An 18,263-nucleotide genomic window follows, 5' to 3' on the forward strand; every position below is an offset into this window, starting at 1 on the left:
CGCGGACGACGTGCTCGCCTTCTACGAGCGGCACCGGGCCGAGTCCGGGCGGCGCCCGCTGTCCGAGGGACAGAAGGGCCTGTGGCTCCTGCACAGGCTCCAGCCGGACTCCGACGTGTACAACGTCCCGGTCTGCTTCCGCCTGGTCGCGCCGCTCGACATCGCCCGCTTCCGGCAGGCCTTCGAGCTGGCCGTCGCGCTCCACAGCCCCCTGTGCAGCGCCGTCGTGACGGAGGACGGCACCCCCTACCTGGAGGCGCGGCCCGACCGCCCGGCGGACTTCCGGCACGAGCGGCTCCCCGGCGGGTCCGCCGACCGCCTCCTCGCCGAGGCGCGCCGGCAGGCCAAGGCGCCGTTCGACCTGGCCGAGGACCCCCTCGCGCGTGCCCACGTGTTCGAGGCCGACGGCGCGGACACCGTCGTCCTGCTCGTCTTCCACCACCTGGTGTTCGACGGCGCCTCCACACCGCTCTTCCTGCGCGACCTGATCTCCGCCTACGAGGCCCTGCGCACCGGCACCCGCTGGACGAGCCCCGCACAGGACAACTACGACGCGTTCGTGCGCTGGGAGGAGGACTTCCTCGCCGGGCCCGAGGGCGCCCGGCACCGCGCGTTCTGGACGAAGACGCTCCAGGGCCCGCTGCCCACCCTGCGCCTCGGCGTCGAACGCGACCCCGCCCCGGGCACCGCACCCGCCGGCGAGACCGTCCGCCTGCACCTGCCCGTCCCGACGAGCGCCCGCGTACGGCAGTGGTGCGCCTCCCACGGCGTACGGCCCGCGGTGTTCTTCCTCGGCGTGTACCAGCTGCTGCTGCACCGCTACAGCGGGGAACGCGACCTCGTCGTCGGCGTGCCCTCGATGGGCCGCCCGGACCTCGCCTTCGCCGACTCCGTCGGCTACTTCGTGAACATGCTCCCGGTGCGGTGCGGCCCGCGCGAGGAGCTGACCCTCGCCGCCCACCTGCGGGACCTCTCCCTCGTCCTCGCCGACGGACTCGACCACGCCGCCTACCCCTTCCCGCGCATGGTGCGGGACCTGAACCTGCGGACCGACCCGGCCACCCCGCCGGTCTTCCAGGTCTCCTACGTCTTCCAGAACCAGCGCATGATGCACGTGTCCGACGAGGTCCTGGACCTCGGCCTGGCCCGCGCGGTGCGGTTCGTGGAGGAGATCTCCCAGGAAGGCGAGTTCAAGCTCCACCTCGAGGTCCTCGAGAACACCGACGACCACGCCCTGCACCTGAAGTACGACGCCCACCGGTTCGCCGCCGCCGACGCCGAGCGGTTCCTGCGCCACTACGCACAGCTCGTCGAGGCCCTGCTGGACGCCCCCGACCGCGCGCTCGCCGACGCCTCGCACCTGTCCGGCGAGGAGCGCCGGCGCCTGCTGGCCGACTGGAACGACACCCGGGCCCCGTACTCCGCCGACCGGACCCTGCCCGACCTGCTGGCCGACGCCGTGCGACGCCACGCCGACCGCACCGCCCTGGTGTTCGGCGACCGCACCCTGACCTACGCCGAGTTCGACGCCCGCACCGACGAACTCGCCGACCGGCTGCGCCGCCGCGGTGTCACCCCGGACACGGTGGTCGGCGTCCACATGGAGCGGTCACTGGAGATGGTGATCGCCCTGTGGGCGGTCATGAAGGCGGGCGGCGCCTATCTGCCCCTCGAACCGGGCTACCCCGAGGCCCGCCTCGCCTACATGCTGCGGGACTCGGGCGCCCGGCTCGTCCTCGGCCAGCCCCATCTCGACCTCGTGGCACCGCAGATCCTCCACCTCGACCCGGACGGCCGCCCGCTCGACGCGGTGGCCCTCCCGCCCGACGGCGAGACGCCCGTCGCCGGGCCCGCCGCGGCCGACCCGCGCGACCTGGCGTACGTCATCTACACCTCCGGTTCCACCGGCCGCCCCAAGGGCGTCATGGTCGAGCACCGGGCGGTGGTCAACCGCATCGAGTGGATGCAGAACGAGTACCGGCTCGGACCCGACGACGTCGTGCTCCAGAAGACGCCGTTCAGCTTCGACGTGTCCGTGTGGGAGTTCGTCTGGCCGCTGATCACGGGCGCCCGCCTGGTCGTCGCCGAGCCGGAGGCCCACAAGGACCCCGACCGCCTGGTCGAGACCGTCCGGCGGACCGGGGTGACGACGCTGCACTTCGTGCCGTCCATGCTGCGGCTGATGGTCGAGCACGACGGCTGGGCCCGGTGCACCGGCGTCCGCCAGGTCTTCTGCAGCGGCGAGGCCCTGCCGCCGGACCTGCCCGCGCGCCACTACGCCGTGCACGACGCCCCGCTGCACAACCTGTACGGGCCGACGGAAGCGGCCATCGACGTGAGCCACTGGACGTGCCCGCGCGACGACACCTCCGGCTCCGTCCCCATCGGCCGCCCGATCCAGAACATCCAGCTGCACGTCCTCGACGCGGCGGGCGGCCTCGCCGCCGTGGGCTGCCCCGGCGAACTGCACATCGCCGGCGCCGGTCTGGCCCGGGGCTACCTGGGCAACCCCGACCTGACCCGGGAACGTTTCGTGGCGAACCCGTTCGCCGACGAACCCGGCGCCCGCATGTACCGCACCGGCGACCTGGTGCGCCGCCGCCCCGACGGAGTGCTGGAGTTCCTGGGGCGCATCGACAACCAGGTGAAGCTGCGCGGTTTCCGCATCGAACTCGGCGAGATCGAGGCCCGTCTGGGCACCCATCCGCGCGTGCGCGCCTGCGCCGTCACGGCCCGCGAGGACCTGCTCGCCGGATACGTCGTCCTCGGCCCCGACGACGCGGCACTCACCCCCGAGCTGCACGACGAACTGGCCGGCCACCTCCGGCAGGCACTGCCGGAGCACATGGTGCCCAGCGCCCTCGTCCGGCTCGACGCCCTGCCCCTCAGCCCCAACGGCAAGCTCGACCGCGCGGCGCTGCCCGCCCCGGACACCACCGCGTACGCCGTCCGCGCGTACGCCGCCCCGCGCACCGCCACCGAGCGCACCCTGGTCGCCGTCTGCGCCGAACTGCTCGACCTCGACGCCGACCGCGTCGGTGTCGAGGACAACTTCTTCGCGCTGGGCGGCCACTCCCTGCTCATCCCCAAGCTCACCGCACGGCTGCGCTCCGCCGGCCTGCACTGCGACCTCCCCGCGGTGTTCGCCGCGGCCTCGCTCGCCGAACTGGCCGCGGGCATCGAAAAGACCGCCGAGGGGGAGGGGGAGGCGTTCACCCTCCCCGCGGGCGGCATCCCCGAAGGCTGCACCCGGATCACCCCCGACATGCTCCCCCTGGTGGAGCTGACCGAGGACGAGCTGGCCACCGTGGTGGCCGCCGTCCCCGGGGGCGCGGCGAACCTCCAGGACGTCTACCCGCTGGCCGCGCTCCAGGAGGGCATGCTCTTCCACCACCTCAAGGAGGGCGGCCGCGACCCCTACGTGCTCTCCGGTGTCTTCTCCTTCGCGAGCCGTGACCACCTGGACCGGTTCGCGGACGCCCTCCAGGCGGTCATCGACCGGCACGACGTCCTGCGCACCGCGGTGCTGACCGAGGGACTGCCCCAGCCCCTCCAGGTCGTGGTCCGCCACGCCGAACTCACCGTGGACGAGCGGGAGCCGGCGCCGGGCGCCACCGCGGCGGACGAGATCCAGCGGATCCTCGCCGACGACCAGGCCATGCGCCTGGACCGGGCGCCACTGATCCGGCTGCGCGCCGTCCGGGATCCGCAGGGCGGCCGGTGGAGTGCCGTCCTCAACCTGCACCACCTCATCGACGACGCCACCTCGCTGGGCTTCCTGTTCCGGGAGCTGGTCGCCCACCTCACCGGCCGACAGGCGGAACTGCCCGCTCCGGTACCGTACCGCGACTTCATCGCGCACACCGCGCACCGGGCCCGCACGCTCGACACCGAGGCGTACTTCGGCGCCCGGCTCGGCGATGTCACCGAGCCCACCGTCCTGTTCGGCCTCCAGGACGTGCACGGCGACGGCCGCCGCGTCCTCGACCTGCGCCGGCCGCTCGACCCGGAGCTGGGGCGGCGCGTGCGGACCCGCGCCCGGGAGCTGAAGGTCAGCCCCGCCACGCTGTTCCACGCGGGCTGGGCCCTGGTCGTGGCGGCCTGCGCCGGGCGGGACGACGTCGTCTTCGGCACCGTGATGTCCGGCCGGCTCCAGGGCCCGCGGGGCATCGAGCGGATGCTGGGCAACTTCATCAACACCCTTCCGGTGCGCCTCGACCTGACCGGCCGGGACGTCCGTGACCTGGTCGAGGAGACCGACCTGGCGCTGCGCGGACTCGTGCGCCACGAGCAGACCCCGCTGGCCGCCGTCCACCGGCACAGCGGTGTCCCCCGCGACACCCCGCTGTTCAACGCGATCTTCAACTTCCGGCACCTGGAGGCGGGGGACCGCATCGACGACGCCGAACTGGAGCGCGTGGGCGTCACCTCCCTGGCCGGGGTGATCGAACGCAGTAACTACCCCGTGGCCGTGTCGGTGGACGACCTCGGCCACTCCTTCTCGATCGACGCGCAGATCGACCGGGCCCAGGACGCCGGCCTGGTCATCACCTACCTGGAGACCGCCATGGCGGGCCTCATGGACGCGCTGGACGACGCGGGGCCCCGCCCCGCGCTGGAGGTCCCCGTCCTCCCGGAGGAACTGCGCCGCCGGCTGCTCGAGACCGGCGGCGGCGACCGGACGCCGCCCCCGGCGGCGGCCGACCGCTGCCTGCACCAGTGGTTCGAGGAGACCGCCGCCGCCACCCCCGAGGCCGTCGCGCTCACCCACGAGGGCACCGCCCTCGGCTACCGGGAGCTGAACGCCCGGGCCAACCGGCTCGCCCGCCATCTGCGCGACCTCGGCGTCGGCCCCGACGTCCTCGTCGGCCTCTGCCTGCCGCGCAGCGAGAGAATCGTCGTGGCCCTCCTCGCGGTGCTGAAGGCCGGCGGCGCCTACGTGCCGATGGACCCCGCCTCCCCGGTGGACCGGCTGCGGCACCTGCTGACGGACAGCGCACCGCGGGCCCTGCTGGTCGACGGCCCGCTCCCGGACGGGCTCGACGCCCCCGGCATCCCCGTGATCGACGTACGGGCCGACGACGCCCTCTGGCGCGACCTGCCCGCCACCGACCTGCCCTCCGGTACCACGGGCGTCACCCCCGCACACCTGGCGTACGTCATCTACACCTCCGGTTCCACCGGCACACCCAAGGGTGTGATGGTCGAACACCGCAACGTCACGCGGCTGTTCACCGCCACCGAACCGTGGTTCCACTTCGACCGCGACGACGTGTGGACGCTGTTCCACTCCTTCGCCTTCGACTTCTCCGTCTGGGAGATCTGGGGAGCCCTGCTGCACGGCGGCCGCCTCGTGGTCGTGCCGCAGACGACGACGCGCAGCCCGGAGGACTTCTACCGGCTGCTGTGCGACGAAGGCGTCACCGTGCTCAACCAGACGCCCAGCGCGTTCCGCCAGCTGATCACCGCCCAGGGCGAGGACCCCGTACCGCACCGGCTGCGCACCGTGGTCTTCGGCGGCGAGGCCCTGGACGTCACCTCGCTGCGGCCCTGGCTGCGACGCACCGTCAACCGGCGCACCGCACTGGTCAACATGTACGGCATCACCGAGACCACGGTGCACGTCACGCACCGGCCGCTGACCGAGGCCGACGCCGACAGCACCGTCAGCCCCATCGGCGAGCCCATTCCCGACCTGCGCGCCTACGTCCTGGACCGGCACGGCCGGCCCGCCCCCGTCGGCGCCGTCGGCGAGCTGTACGTCGGCGGCGCGGGAGTCGCCCGCGGCTACCTGAACCGCCCCGAGCTGACCGCCGAACGCTTCCTGGACGACCCGTTCCGCCCGGAACCCGGCGCCCGCATGTACCGCACCGGCGATCTGGCCCGCATCCAGCCCGACGGCACCCTGGAGTACCTGGGACGCAACGACGACCAGGTCAAGGTGCGCGGCTTCCGCATCGAGCTGGGCGAGATCGAGGCCCGGCTCGGCGCGCACCCGGGCATCGAGGACGCCCGCGTGGTCGTCCGGGACTACGGCGAGCACGACCAGCGGCTCGTGTCCTACCTGGTGCCCTCGGCGAGCCACGCACACGCCGTGCGCGAGCTGATCCGGCTCGGCCGCGAGGAACCGGAGGCGCTGGAGCGGACGTACGAACTCCCCAACGGCGTGACGGTCTTCCAGCAGAACCGCAGCGAGACCGACTTCGTCTACGAGGAGATCTTCACCAACCTCGAGTACCTCAGGAACGGCATCACCCTGCGCGACGGCGACTGCATCGTGGACGTGGGCGCCAACATCGGCCTGTTCACCCTGTTCGCGGGCCTGCGCTGCCCCGGCGCCCGGATCTACGCCTTCGAACCCATCCCGCCGGTGTTCGACTCGCTGCGGCGCAACGTCGCCCTGCACGGGCTCGACGCCACGGTGTTCGACTGCGGACTCGCGGCCGAGGCCAAGGAGGAGACCTTCACCTTCTACCGGCACAACACCGTCATCTCCAGCAGCCGCACCACCGCCGAGCAGGCGCACGAGATGGTCCGCTCCTACCTGCGCAACCAGGAGGAACTGACCGAGGACGGCGCCGTCGCCGGTGACGACCTCGTCGACGAACTCGTCGACGAGGTCGTGGACGCCCGCCTCGACAGCGAGGAGTTCACCTGCCGCCTGCGGACACTGTCGGAGATCATCGCCGAGCAGGGCATCGAGCGCATCGACCTGCTCAAGATCGACGTCGAGAACGCCGAGTACGAGGTGCTCAAGGGCATCCACTGGCGCGACTGGCCCAGGATCCGCCAGCTCGTCGTGGAACTCCACGACATCGACGGGCAGCTGGAGAAGGTGGAGACCCTGCTCCGGGCCCTCGGCTACACCGTGGTCAGCGAGCAGGACAACCGGCTGCTGCAGAACACCACCCTGTACAACGTCTACGCCGTACGCGAGGACGACGACCGCCCGGCCCGGCCGGCCGGACCGGCCGCACCCCGCTGGTCCGGACGGGCCGCACTGCTCGCCGACGTCCAGGCGGCGCTGCGCGAGGCGCTGCCCGAGTACATGCTGCCCGCCGCACACGTCCTGCTGGACGCACTGCCGCTCACCCAGAACGGCAAGCTGGACCGCCGCGCCCTGCCCGCCCCCGACAGCGGGCAGCACAGCCGCGAGCGCCTGGTCGCCCCCCGCACCGAGGCGGAGCGGACCGTCGCCGAGGTCTGGGCCGAACTGCTGCGCACCGACGCCTCCGGGCTCTCGGTGGACAGCAACTTCTTCTCCCTGGGCGGCAACTCGCTGCTGGTGACCCGACTGGTCAACCGGCTCAAGCGGCAGGCGGGCGCGGAACTGCCCATCCAGGCCGTCTTCGAACGCCCCACGCTCGTCGACATGGCCGCTGAGCTGGAGCGATGCGCTCCGGTGCGGGCGCAGGGAGATCCGTTCGATGTCGATAGGATCCGCGAGAGCCTCGGACTGATCGAGAGCATGAGCGACGAAGAGCTGGACGCTCTGGAAAGCCAGCCCGCCGCGCGAGAACAAGGAGCCCGGGGCCCCCGATGACCACCGTGAACGAAGGCAGCGCGCAGGACCTGATCCGGAAGATCAGATCGCTGCCCGCCAAGCGGCAGCGCGCCCTGCGCGCGCTGCTGGAGCAGCAGGGCGTCGACCTCTCGGCGCTCGACGTCATCCCGCGCGCCGCACGCACCGCGGACGAGCCCGTCCGGCTGTCGTACGCCCAGCAGCGCCTGTGGTTCCTCGCCCAGCTGGACGGCACCAGCGCGTACTACAACATCCCCATGGCGCTGCGGCTGCGCGGCCCGCTGGACCGGCCGGCCCTGCACCGCGCCCTGGAGGAGATCGTCCGGCGGCACGAGGTGCTGCGCACCCGGTTCGTGGACCACGACGGCGTGCCCCACCAGCACATCGGCGACGACGCCGACTTCCGCGTCCCCTACGAGGAGGCGGCCGACGACGCTCAGCTGCGGTCCGTCTGCGAGCGGGAGGCGGTGACCCCCTTCGACCTGGAGCGCGACTGCCTGATCAGGGTGAGACTGCTGCGCCGGGCCGAGCGGGAGCACGTCCTGATGGTCACCATGCACCACAGCGTCTCCGACGGCTGGTCCCTGAGCGTCTTCCTCGCCGACCTGGTCGCCCTGTACGAGGCGTACGCCGAGGGCCGGCCGTCCCCGCTGGAGCCGCTGCCCGTCCAGTACGCCGACTACGCCGAGTGGCAGCGCCAGTGGCTGGACGACGAGGTCCAGGAACGCCAGATCGGCTACTGGACGCAGCGCCTTGACGGCGTCGACGCCCGCCTGACCCTCCCGGCCGACCGGCCGCGCCCGCGGACGAAGACCTACCAGGGCGCCCACGAGCGGTTCAGCTGCCCGCCCGACCTCATGCGGCGGCTCCAGGAGCTGAGCGAGCGGCACGACGTCACCCTGTACATGACGCTGCTCGCCGTCTACCTCATCGCCCTGCACCGCTACACCGGCCACACCGACCTGGCCGTCGGGACGCCCGTCGCAGGCCGCAACCGCCTGGAGACCGAGTCCCTCATCGGCTTCTTCGCCAACACCCTCGTCCTGCGCACCGACCTGGCCGGCGATCCGACGTTCGCCGAGCTGCTCGCCCGGGTCAAGAAGACCGCGGTCGAGGCCTACGACCACCAGGACGTGCCCTTCGAGGCGGTGGTCGACGCACTCCGCCTGGAACGCAGCCTCAGCCACTCGCCGGTCTTCCAGACGATGTTCGTGCTCCAGGAGCGGCAGACGCAGCGCGACGTCCGGCTCGGCGAACTGGAGGTGTCCCTCGTCGAGTTCGACTTCGACATCACCAAGTTCGACGTCACCCTCGACCTGCGCGAGACCCCGGACGGCCTGATCGGCGCCGTCGAGTACAACACCAGCCTCTTCGAGCGCGCCACCGTCCAGCGCTTCGTCGGCCACTACACCCAGCTGCTCGCGGCGGTCGCCGACGGCCCCGGCGAGCGGATCTCCCGGCTCGGCATGCTCGACGCGGCCGAGCGTCACCAGGTGCTCGAGGCCTGGAACGACACCCGGCGCCCCTACTCGGACGACCGCTGCCTGCACGAGCTGGTCGAACAGGCGGTGGCCCGCCACCCCGAGCGCACGGCCGTGGTCTTCGGCGACCGCGCGTGGACCTACCGCGAACTGGACACCCGGGCCGACCGCGTCGCCGACGCGCTGCGCCGCCACGGCGTCGGCCCGGACACCGTCGTCGGCCTGTACATGGAGCGCTCCGCCGAACTGGTCGCCGCGATCCTCGGCGTCCTCAAGGCCGGCGGCGCCTACCTGCCGCTGGAGCCGACCCACCCGGCGGAACGCACCGCGTACGTCGTCGACAGCTCCGGTGTCGAGGTCGTCCTGACCCAGCCGCAGCTGTCGGGCCGGCCCCCGGTCGGCGTGCGCCGGCTGCTCACCCTCGACACCGACGGCCGGATATCCGGACCCGACGGCGAGACGCCCGTCGCCGGGCCCGTCGCGGCCGGCCCGCGCGACCTGGCGTACGTCATCTACACCTCCGGTTCGACCGGCCGCCCCAAGGGCGTCATGGTCGAGCACCGGGCGGTGGTCAACCGTATCGAGTGGATGCAGAACGAGTACCGGCTCGGACCCGACGACGTCGTGCTCCAGAAGACGCCGTTCACGTTCGACGTGTCCGTGTGGGAGTTCTTCTGGCCGCTGATCGCGGGCGCCCGGCTGGTCGTCGCCGAGCCGGAGGGCCACAAGGACCCCGACTACCTCGTCTCGCTCGTCCGGGAGACCGGCGTCACGACCCTGCACTTCGTGCCGTCCATGCTCCGCTCGGTCGTGGACGAGGCGGACTGGGCCGCGTGCACCTCCGTCCGCCAGGTCTTCTGCAGCGGCGAAGCCCTGCCCGCCGACCTGTGCGCCCGCCACTACGCCCGCCACCGGGCACCGCTGCACAACCTGTACGGGCCGACGGAAGCGGCCATCGACGTCAGCCACTGGACCTGCCCCGACGACCGGCCGCTGCACACCGTCCCCATCGGCCGGCCCATCCAGAACATCCAGCTGCACGTCCTGAACGAGGCCCTGGAGCCCCAGGGCGTCGGCTGCGTCGGCCAGCTGTACATCGCCGGCGACGGCCTGGCCCGCGGCTACCTGGGCAACCCGGACCTGACCCGGGAACGCTTCCTGCCGAACCCGTTCGCCGACGAACCCGGCGCCCGCATGTACCAGACCGGCGACCTGGTGCGCCGGCTCGCCGACGGTGCCCTGGAGTTCCTCGGCCGCGCGGACGACCAGGTCAAGCTCCGCGGGTTCCGCATCGAACTCGGCGAGATCGAGCACCGGCTGGCCCAGCACCCCGCGGTGCGCTCCTGCGCCGTCGTCGTCCGCGAGGACCAGCCCGGCAACCGGCAACTGGTCGCCTATGCCGTCCCCGAAGGCCCCGAGGCCGCCGACCGGGACGCGCTCGTCGCCCACCTGGAACGCACCCTGCCGCAGTACATGGTGCCCAGCGCCTTCGTCACCCTGCGGTCCCTCCCGGTCACCGCCAACGGCAAGCTCGACCGCAAGGCGCTGCCCGCGCCCGGCATCGACGCCTACGACCGGAACGCGTACGTCGCCCCACGCCCCGGCACCGAGCACCTGCTCGCCCAGGTCTGGGCCGAGCTGCTCGGATTCGACCAGGCGCGCATCGGAGCCCAGGACAACTTCTTCGCGCTCGGCGGCCACTCGCTGCTGATCACCGTACTGATCGCCCGCCTCAAGACACACGGTCTCAGCGTCACCGTGCGCGCGGTGTTCAACGCCCCCACCCTGGCCCGCCTGGCCGAGGAGATCGACGCGGCCGGCACCGGCACCGCCTTCACCGTCCCGCCGAACCGCATACCGCAGCGGTGCGCGCGCATCACCCCGGACCTGCTGCCCCTGATCGACCTCACCCAGGAGCAGATCGACGCGGTCGTGGCGACGGTGCCCGGCGGCGCCCCGAACGTGCAGGACGTCTACCCGCTCGTGCCCTCGCAGGAGGGCATCCTCTTCCACCACCTGATCGACCCGGACAACGACCCCTACGTCATCCCGATCCTGCTCGCCGCCGAGGACGAGGAGGCCGTCACCCGGTTCGTCGCCGCCCTCCAGTCGCTCGTCGACCGCCACGACGTGATGCGTACCGCCGTACTCACCGCCGGCCTGCCCGAACCCGTCCAGGTGGTCCACCGGGAGGCCCGCCTGCCGGTGCGGCGGCTCACGCTCGACGCCGACACCCACGCCGACGCCGAGTCCCAGGCCCGGGCGCTGCTGGAGCACCCCGAGCGGATGACCCTCGCCACCGCCCCGCTGCTCGACCTGCTGATCGCCGAGGACCCGCACTCCACCCGCCGCTTCCTGCGCCTGAGCGCCCACCACCTCATCGAGGACGCCACCACCCTGCGGCTGGTCCTCGAAGAGCTGGTCACCCACATGTCGGGGCGCGTCGAGCGCCTCGCGCCGCCGGCCCCCTACCGGGACTTCGTCGCCCACACCCTGCACCAGCTGGCCGCGGGCGAGGCGGAGACGTTCTTCCGGGACCGCCTCGCGGACGTGACCGAGCCGACGACCCCCTTCGGCCTCACCGACGTCCGCGGCGACGGGCGCGGCGTGCGCGAACTGCGCCGCTCGCTGCCCCCGGGCCTCACCCGCGACCTGCGCGCCGAGGCACAGCGGCTGCGCACCAGCCCCGCCACGCTGTTCCACGCGGCCTGGGCCGTCGTGACCGCCGTGTGCAGCGGACGCGACGACGTGGTGTTCGGCACCGTCCTGTCCGGGCGTCTGCAGGGCGTACCGGGCGTGGAGCGGATGCTGGGCAACTTCATCAACACCCTGCCGCTGCGCGTCCGGCTGGCCGGCAAGAGCGTCGGTGAGCTGGTGTCCGACGTCGACACCGCCCTGAAGGAACTGATCGCCCACGAGCAGACCTCGCTGATCCTGGCCCAGCGCTCCAGCGGTGTGGACGGTGACGTCCCGCTGTTCAGCTCGATGCTCAACTTCCGCCACTTCGAGCCGGGGCAGGACGACACCGGCATGCCCGGCGCCGAGGCCCAGGGCGTGCGCTGGCTCGCCTCGGTGGACCGCACCAACTACCCGGTGGGCGTGTCCGTCGACGACACCGGCACCGAACTCTCCCTCAACGCCCAGGCCGACGCCTCGGTCTCGGTCGAAGCGGTCATCGACCACCTCGAGGCCGCCGTGTCCGCCATCGTCTCCGCGCTCGCCACCGACGACGGGGCGGGCACCGAGGCCCTGTCCGTCGACATCCTGCCCGCCCCCGAGCGCCGTCGGCTGCTGACCGAATGGAACGACACCGACCGGCCGTACCCGCACGAGAGCTGCCTGGCGGACCTGTTCGAGGAGCAGGTGCGGCTGCGGCCGGACGCGGTCGCCGTCGAGCACGGCACCCGCACCCTGACGTACGCCGAGGTCAACGCCCAGGCCAACCGCGTGGCGCACTACCTGCGCGCGCAGGGCGTCGGCCCCGACACGCTCGTCGGCCTGTGCGCCGAGCGGTCCCCGGAGACGGTGACCGGCCTGCTCGGCATCCTCAAGGCGGGCGGCGCCTACGTACCCATCGACCCGGGCTACCCGGAGGAACGCGTCCGCACGATCGTCCGCGACTCCGGCGCCCGCATCGTGCTCAGCCAGTCCCACGTGCCCTCCGCACTGCTCGACGGCGCCGGCCAGGTGCTGCACCTCGACACCGGCGAGCTGGCCGGGGACGGCACCCAGGTGCTCGCCGGCCGGCCCGGGACCGACCTCTCCCGCGCCGAGGTGGGCACCACCCCCGGACACCTCGCCTACGTGATCTTCACCTCCGGCTCCACGGGGCGGCCCAAGGGCGTCCTCGTGGAACAGCGGGGCGTGGTCCGGCTGGTGCGCAACCCCGACTACTTCCCGACCGACGAGCACACCGTCGTCCTGCACCACTCGTCGATCTCCTTCGACGTGGGCTCCCAGGAGGTGCTCGGCCCGCTGCTGAACGGCGCCAGGCTGGTGCTGCACGACGGCGACTCCAAGGACGTCGTCCAGCTCCTCGACCGCATCCAGCGGTCCGGGGTCACCATGCTGGCCCTGTCCGCCGCGTTCCTGCCCGCGTTCACCGAGGCCTCCCTGCACCGGCGGCTGCCGCTGGCCTATCTCGGCGTGGGCGGCGAGGCGTTCTCCGCCAGGGACGTGCGCGCGCTGTACGCCGCCCACCCCGGCCTGACCGTCGTCAACGCCTACGGCCCCACCGAGAACAGCATCGCCTCGACCTGCCAGGTGATCCCCCGGGACCTCGCCGAGGACGCGGTCATCCCGATCGGCCGGCCCATCGCGCAGTCGACCGCCCATGTCACCGACGACCGGCTGCGGCTGGTGCCCTGCTCGGTCGTCGGCGAACTGTGCGTCGGCGGCGCCGGCGTGGCCCGCGGCTACCTGGACAACCCGGAGCTGACCGCCGAACGGTTCGTCCCCGACCCGTTCGCCTCCGTTCCCGGCGCACGGCTGTACCGCACCGGCGACCTCGTGCGCCGGCTCCCCGACGGCACCCTGGAGTTCGTCGGCCGCGTCGACGACCAGGTGAAGGTGCGCGGCTTCCGCATCGAACTCGGCGAGATCGAGAGCGCCCTGCACACCCATCCCGCCGTGCACAGCGCCGTCGTCACCACGCAGGTCCACGGCGACGGCGGCAAGCTGATCGCCTACGTGCGCCCGACGGACGCCTGGCTCGACAGCGCCGCCGAGGAGCAGAACGCCGAGCAGCTCCAGCAGTGGCAGCGGCTCTTCGAGGATCAGTACGCCGAGACCGCCGACGCGGCGGCCGACACCGCCGACGCCGAGCTGAACCTCGTCGGCTGGAACAGCAGCTACACCGGCGAGCCCATCCCCGAGCCCGAGATGCGCGAGTGGATCGACGGCACCGTCGGCCTGATCCGGGAGCTGCGCCCCAAGCGGCTGCTGGAGATCGGCTGCGGCACCGGTCTGCTGCTGTACCGCTACGCCGACGCCTGCGAAGCGGTGCACGCCGTCGACATCTCGGCGTCCGCGCTCGCCGGAGTGCGCCGGGGGGCCGAGCGCCGCGGCTGGTCCCACGTCACGCTCGCCCAGGGCGACGCCCTGTCCGTGACGGCTCCGGACGGCCCGCGGTTCGACACCGTCGTCCTCAACTCCGTCGTGCAGTACTTCCCCAACCGGCAGTACCTCCAGGAGGCCATCGCCCGGATCCTGCCGCTCGTCGAGGACGGCGGGCGCATCCTCGTGGGCGACGTCCGCAACGTCGACCTGTTCTCCGCCCACGCGGGCGCGGTGGAACGCAGCCGGACCCCGGCCCGCCTGTCCGCCGCCGCGCTGGCCGAGCAGGTGCGGCGCCGGCGCCGGCAGGACGGCGAACTCCTGGTCAGCCCCACCTTCTTCGCCGGCCTCGGCGAGCGCTTCCCGGAGATCGGCGCCGTCGACCTCCGGGTCAAGCGCGGACTCGGCGAGAACGAGATGATCGCCTACCGCTACGACGTGGTTCTGACGAAGGGGGAGGCCACCGCGGACGGACCCGCCACCTGGCTGGAGGCCGGCACCCCGGCGGCCCTGAGAGCGCTGCTGGACGACGGCGCCCCCGAACGGTTCGGTGTCGTCGGCCTCGCCAACCCGCGCATCGCGGACGACGTCGCCGTCGCCGACGGCCTCGCCCGCTGGTCCGCCGCACACCAGGTGGAGCCGCTGCCCGCGGGCGCCCGGCTGTCCGCCACGGCCGCGGCGGCGGTACGCGACCTCGAAGAGGCCCTCCGGTACGCCGAGAGCCTCGGCTACCGCGTCGCCGCGACCTGGTCCCAGGACCGCCCCGACGGCCTGGACCTGGTCCTCGGCAGGGGCGAGCTGCCGCGCGTGCGGGCCCGGGCACCGTACCGCCGCTCCCACCTGGCCAACACCCCGCAGATCGGCCGGACGGGCCAGGCGCTGGCCCGTGTGCTCAAGGAGCACCTGGCGGCCAAGGTGCCCGACTACATGGTGCCGAGCGTGTTCGTGGCCCTGGAGGAACTCCCCGTCACACCCAACGGCAAGGTCGACAAGAAGGCCCTGCCCGCCCCGGACGAGACCGACGTGACCGCGGAGGCGTACGTCGCACCGCGCACCGGCACCGAGCGTGACCTGTGCCGGCTCGTCGCGGACGTCCTCGGCCTGAGCCGGGTGGGCCTCCAGGACGGCTTCTTCGACCTGGGCGGCCACTCCCTGCTGGCCACCCGGCTGACCATCCGCGTCAAGCAGGAGACCGGCCGCGACCTGCCGCTGCACCTCATCCTCGGCGGCGCCACCGTGGCCGAGATGGCCGCGGCCCTGGACGAGCAGGAGCGGCGGCCCGCGTCCGGGCCGGCCCAGGCCCCGGTCCCGCCGCCGCGCGGCGGAACCGCCCCCGAGGCGCCGCTGTCGCTGCAGCAGCGGGACCTGTGGTTCCTGAACCCGCGCCCGCACCTCGGTTCCGCCTACGACAACGTCCAGATGGCCTACCGCATCGTCGGCAGGCTGGACCGCCGGGCGTACGCGCGCGCCTTCGAACTGCTCGTCGAACGGCACGCGGTGCTGCGCACCAGCTACCACACCGACGGCGGCACGCCCGTGCAGCGGGTCAACGACGACAGCGGCTTCGCCGTCGTCGTGGAGCAGGTCGACGGGGACGCCGCGGTCGCCGAACTGCTGCGCGCGGAGCGGGCACGGCCGTTCTTCCCGGCCGACCGGTGCATGCTGCGCGTCCACCTGCTGGCCCTGTCGGAGCACGAGCACGTCGCCGTCGTCACCCGCCCCTGGGGCGTCTTCGACGGCTGGTCCACCGGCACCCTCCTCGCCGAGCTGAACGCCGCGTACACCGCCCTGGTCCGCGGCGACGAGCCCGAGCTGCCCGGACTGCCGCTGCGCTACGCCGACTTCGCCCGCTGGCAGCACGAGGCGGTGGACCCCGCCGAACTCGACCGGCAGACCGCCTACTGGCGGCGGCAGCTCGCCGGCCTGCCCGCCCGCGTGTCCCTGCGCACCGACTACCGGCGCCCCCCGGTCACGTCCTACCAGGGCTCGACGGTCGAGGTGACGGTCCCCGCGGAACTCCTCGCGCAGCTCCAGCGCTACAGCCAGGAGCGCGGTGTCACCCTCTACATGACCCTGCTGTCGGCGTTCGGTGTGCTGCTCGGCATGTACACCGAGGACCGCGAGCTGGCCATCGGCTCCCCGGTGACCAACCGCCCGCACCCCGACCTGGAACGGCTCGTGGGCTACTTCGTCAACGTGCTCGTGATGCGCCTGGACGTCGCACCCGCCCGGACCTTCGAGGAGCTGCTGGAGCAGGCCAAGCAGGTCACCGCCGAGGCCCACGCGCACAAGGACGTCCCGTTCGCCGCCCTCGCCGAGGCCCTGGACCGGGACCCGGACCCCGCCTGCTCACCGCTGTTCCAGGTGATGTTCAATCTCATCCCGGCCCCCGCCCCGGCGCCCCGCGACAGCACCGCCCCGGACCTCGCCACACTGCCGGTGCGCTCCGGCGACGGCCCGGCGAAGTTCGACCTCAACCTGGTGCTGCGCGAGACGCCCACCGGGCTGCACGGCCACCTGGAGTACAGCGGCGACCTGTTCGCCAGGAGGACCGCACGGACGATGGCAGCGCTCTACGAACGGCTGCTGCTGAAGATCCTGACCAGTCCCGCGGCCGACCTGGCCGCACTCCGCGCCGCGGCGCGGGGCACGGAGTTCTGACCGACGACCCGCCGCGACCCGGCGGCCTGTGGCAAGTGATGGTGGACATGAGAAGCGAAGAGATCCTGCCCCTGATCACCGAGGCGATCGTGGAGGTGCTGCCCGAGCTGGACGGCCACCCCTTCGCCGAGTCCGACTCCCTGGAGGCGCTCGGCGCGGACTCGATGGACCGGGCGGAGATCGTCATGGTCGTGCTGGAACGACTGGACCTGGAGGTACCCCTGGTCGAGACGCACGGCCCGCGGAACCTGGGCGAACTCGCCGGGCTGCTGAGCGAGAAGACCTCCGCGAGGGCCCGGTAACGTGCGTGACGTCGCCGAGATCGTGGTGACCGGGATGGGCGTCACCACGGCCGTCGGGCAGGGCAAGGAGCGGTTCGCGCGGGCGCTGTTCGCCGGGGAGCACCGCTTCGGTGTGCTGCAGCGCCCCGGCCGGCAGCTCGACAGCAGGTTCGTGGGCGCGGAGATCCCCGCGTTCACCCCGCCCGCCCGGGTGGCCGCCCGCGACCTGCGTACCGCCTCCCTCACGGCCCAGGTGGCGCTCGCCACCCTGGAGGAGGCCTGGACGGAGGCCGGTCTGGACGAGGCCGACCCCTTCCGCGTCGGCCTCGTCGTCGGCGGCAGCAACGTGCAGCAGCGCGAGCTGGTGCAGGCCCACGACAGGCACCGCGCGAAGCCCCGCTTCCTCCGGCCCGGCTACGGCATGTCCTACCTGGACACCGACCTGTGCGCCCTGGCCACGGCGGCCTTCGGCATCCGCGGCCTGGCCCACACGGTCGGCGGCGCCTCGGCCTCCGGCCAGCTCGCCGTCATCGAGGCGGCCGAGGCCGTCGCGTCCGGCCGGGTCGACGTCTGCATCGCGCTCGGTGCCCTCGCGGACCTGTCGTACTGGGAACTCCTCGCCCTGCAGTCGATGGGCGCCATGGCGCCCGAACACTGCGCCGACGCCCCCGAAGCGGCCTGCCGCCCCTTCGACACGGGCCACAAGGGCTTCGTCTTCGGCGAGGCCTGCGCGGCCCTCGTCGTGGAACGCCGCGGGGCCCGCCCACCGCGCGAGCACGCCCCCTACGCGCGGCTGGCCGGCTGGTCGGTGCAGCTCGACGGCAACCGCGGCCCGAACCCCTCGCCGGAGGGCGAGGTCCGGGCGATCCGGCAGGCCCTCGGCACCGCGGGCCTCACCGCCGCGGACATCGACTACGTCAACCCGCACGGCACCGCCTCGCCCGTCGGCGACCGTACCGAGGCCCGGGCGCTCAGGGAGAGCGGACTCACCCGCGCCGCCGTCAACGCCACCAAGTCGATCACCGGCCACGGACTCAGCGCGGCCGGCGCGGTGGAGGCGGTCGCCGCGCTGCTCCAGATGCGCCACGGCCGGCTGCACCCCACCCGCAACCTCCACGACCCGGTCGACGACTCCCTGCACTGGGTGCGCGGCGCCGCGGTCGAGGCGCGGGTGCGCCACTGCCTGAGCCTGAGCATGGGCTTCGGCGGCATCAACACGGCACTGTGCATGAGCGCGTGCGAACCAGGGAGAGCGTAGAGGTC

3 protein-coding genes and 3 pseudogenes are annotated in these 18,263 nt (G+C 73.0%); all 6 read left to right on the plus strand.

Annotation, left to right across the window (positions count from 1 at the left end; genetic code table 11):
- Positions 1–10: 10 nt before the first annotated feature.
- Positions 11–6,856: pseudogene (locus IEZ20_RS07935) on the plus strand (amino acid adenylation domain-containing protein); the annotation flags it as partial.
- Positions 6,857–7,030: 174 nt separating this feature from the next.
- Positions 7,031–7,139 (plus strand): annotated as a pseudogene (locus tag IEZ20_RS40870) (hypothetical protein); the annotation flags it as partial.
- A 62-nt stretch (positions 7,140–7,201) separates the two neighbouring features.
- Positions 7,202–7,543: pseudogene (locus IEZ20_RS40875) on the plus strand (phosphopantetheine-binding protein); the annotation flags it as partial.
- A complete protein-coding gene (locus IEZ20_RS07940; RefSeq protein ID WP_189295826.1) occupies positions 7,540–16,719 on the plus strand; it encodes a non-ribosomal peptide synthetase in 9,180 nt (3,059 codons plus the stop codon). The pseudogene IEZ20_RS40875 and the gene IEZ20_RS07940, both read left to right, overlap by 4 nt.
- A 47-nt stretch (positions 16,720–16,766) precedes the next feature.
- Positions 16,767–17,021, plus strand: coding sequence for an acyl carrier protein (locus IEZ20_RS07945; protein WP_189295828.1), 255 nt, complete (start codon positions 16,767–16,769; stop codon positions 17,019–17,021).
- Position 17,022: 1 nt separating this feature from the next.
- Complete coding sequence (locus IEZ20_RS07950; RefSeq protein ID WP_189295830.1) at positions 17,023–18,258, plus strand: beta-ketoacyl synthase N-terminal-like domain-containing protein; 1,236 nt, start codon at positions 17,023–17,025, stop codon at positions 18,256–18,258.
- The last annotated feature ends 5 nt before the right edge of the window (positions 18,259–18,263 follow it).

Source organism: Streptomyces cinerochromogenes (assembly GCF_014648635.1).
Classification (GTDB): Bacteria; Actinomycetota; Actinomycetes; order Streptomycetales; family Streptomycetaceae; genus Streptomyces; species Streptomyces cinerochromogenes.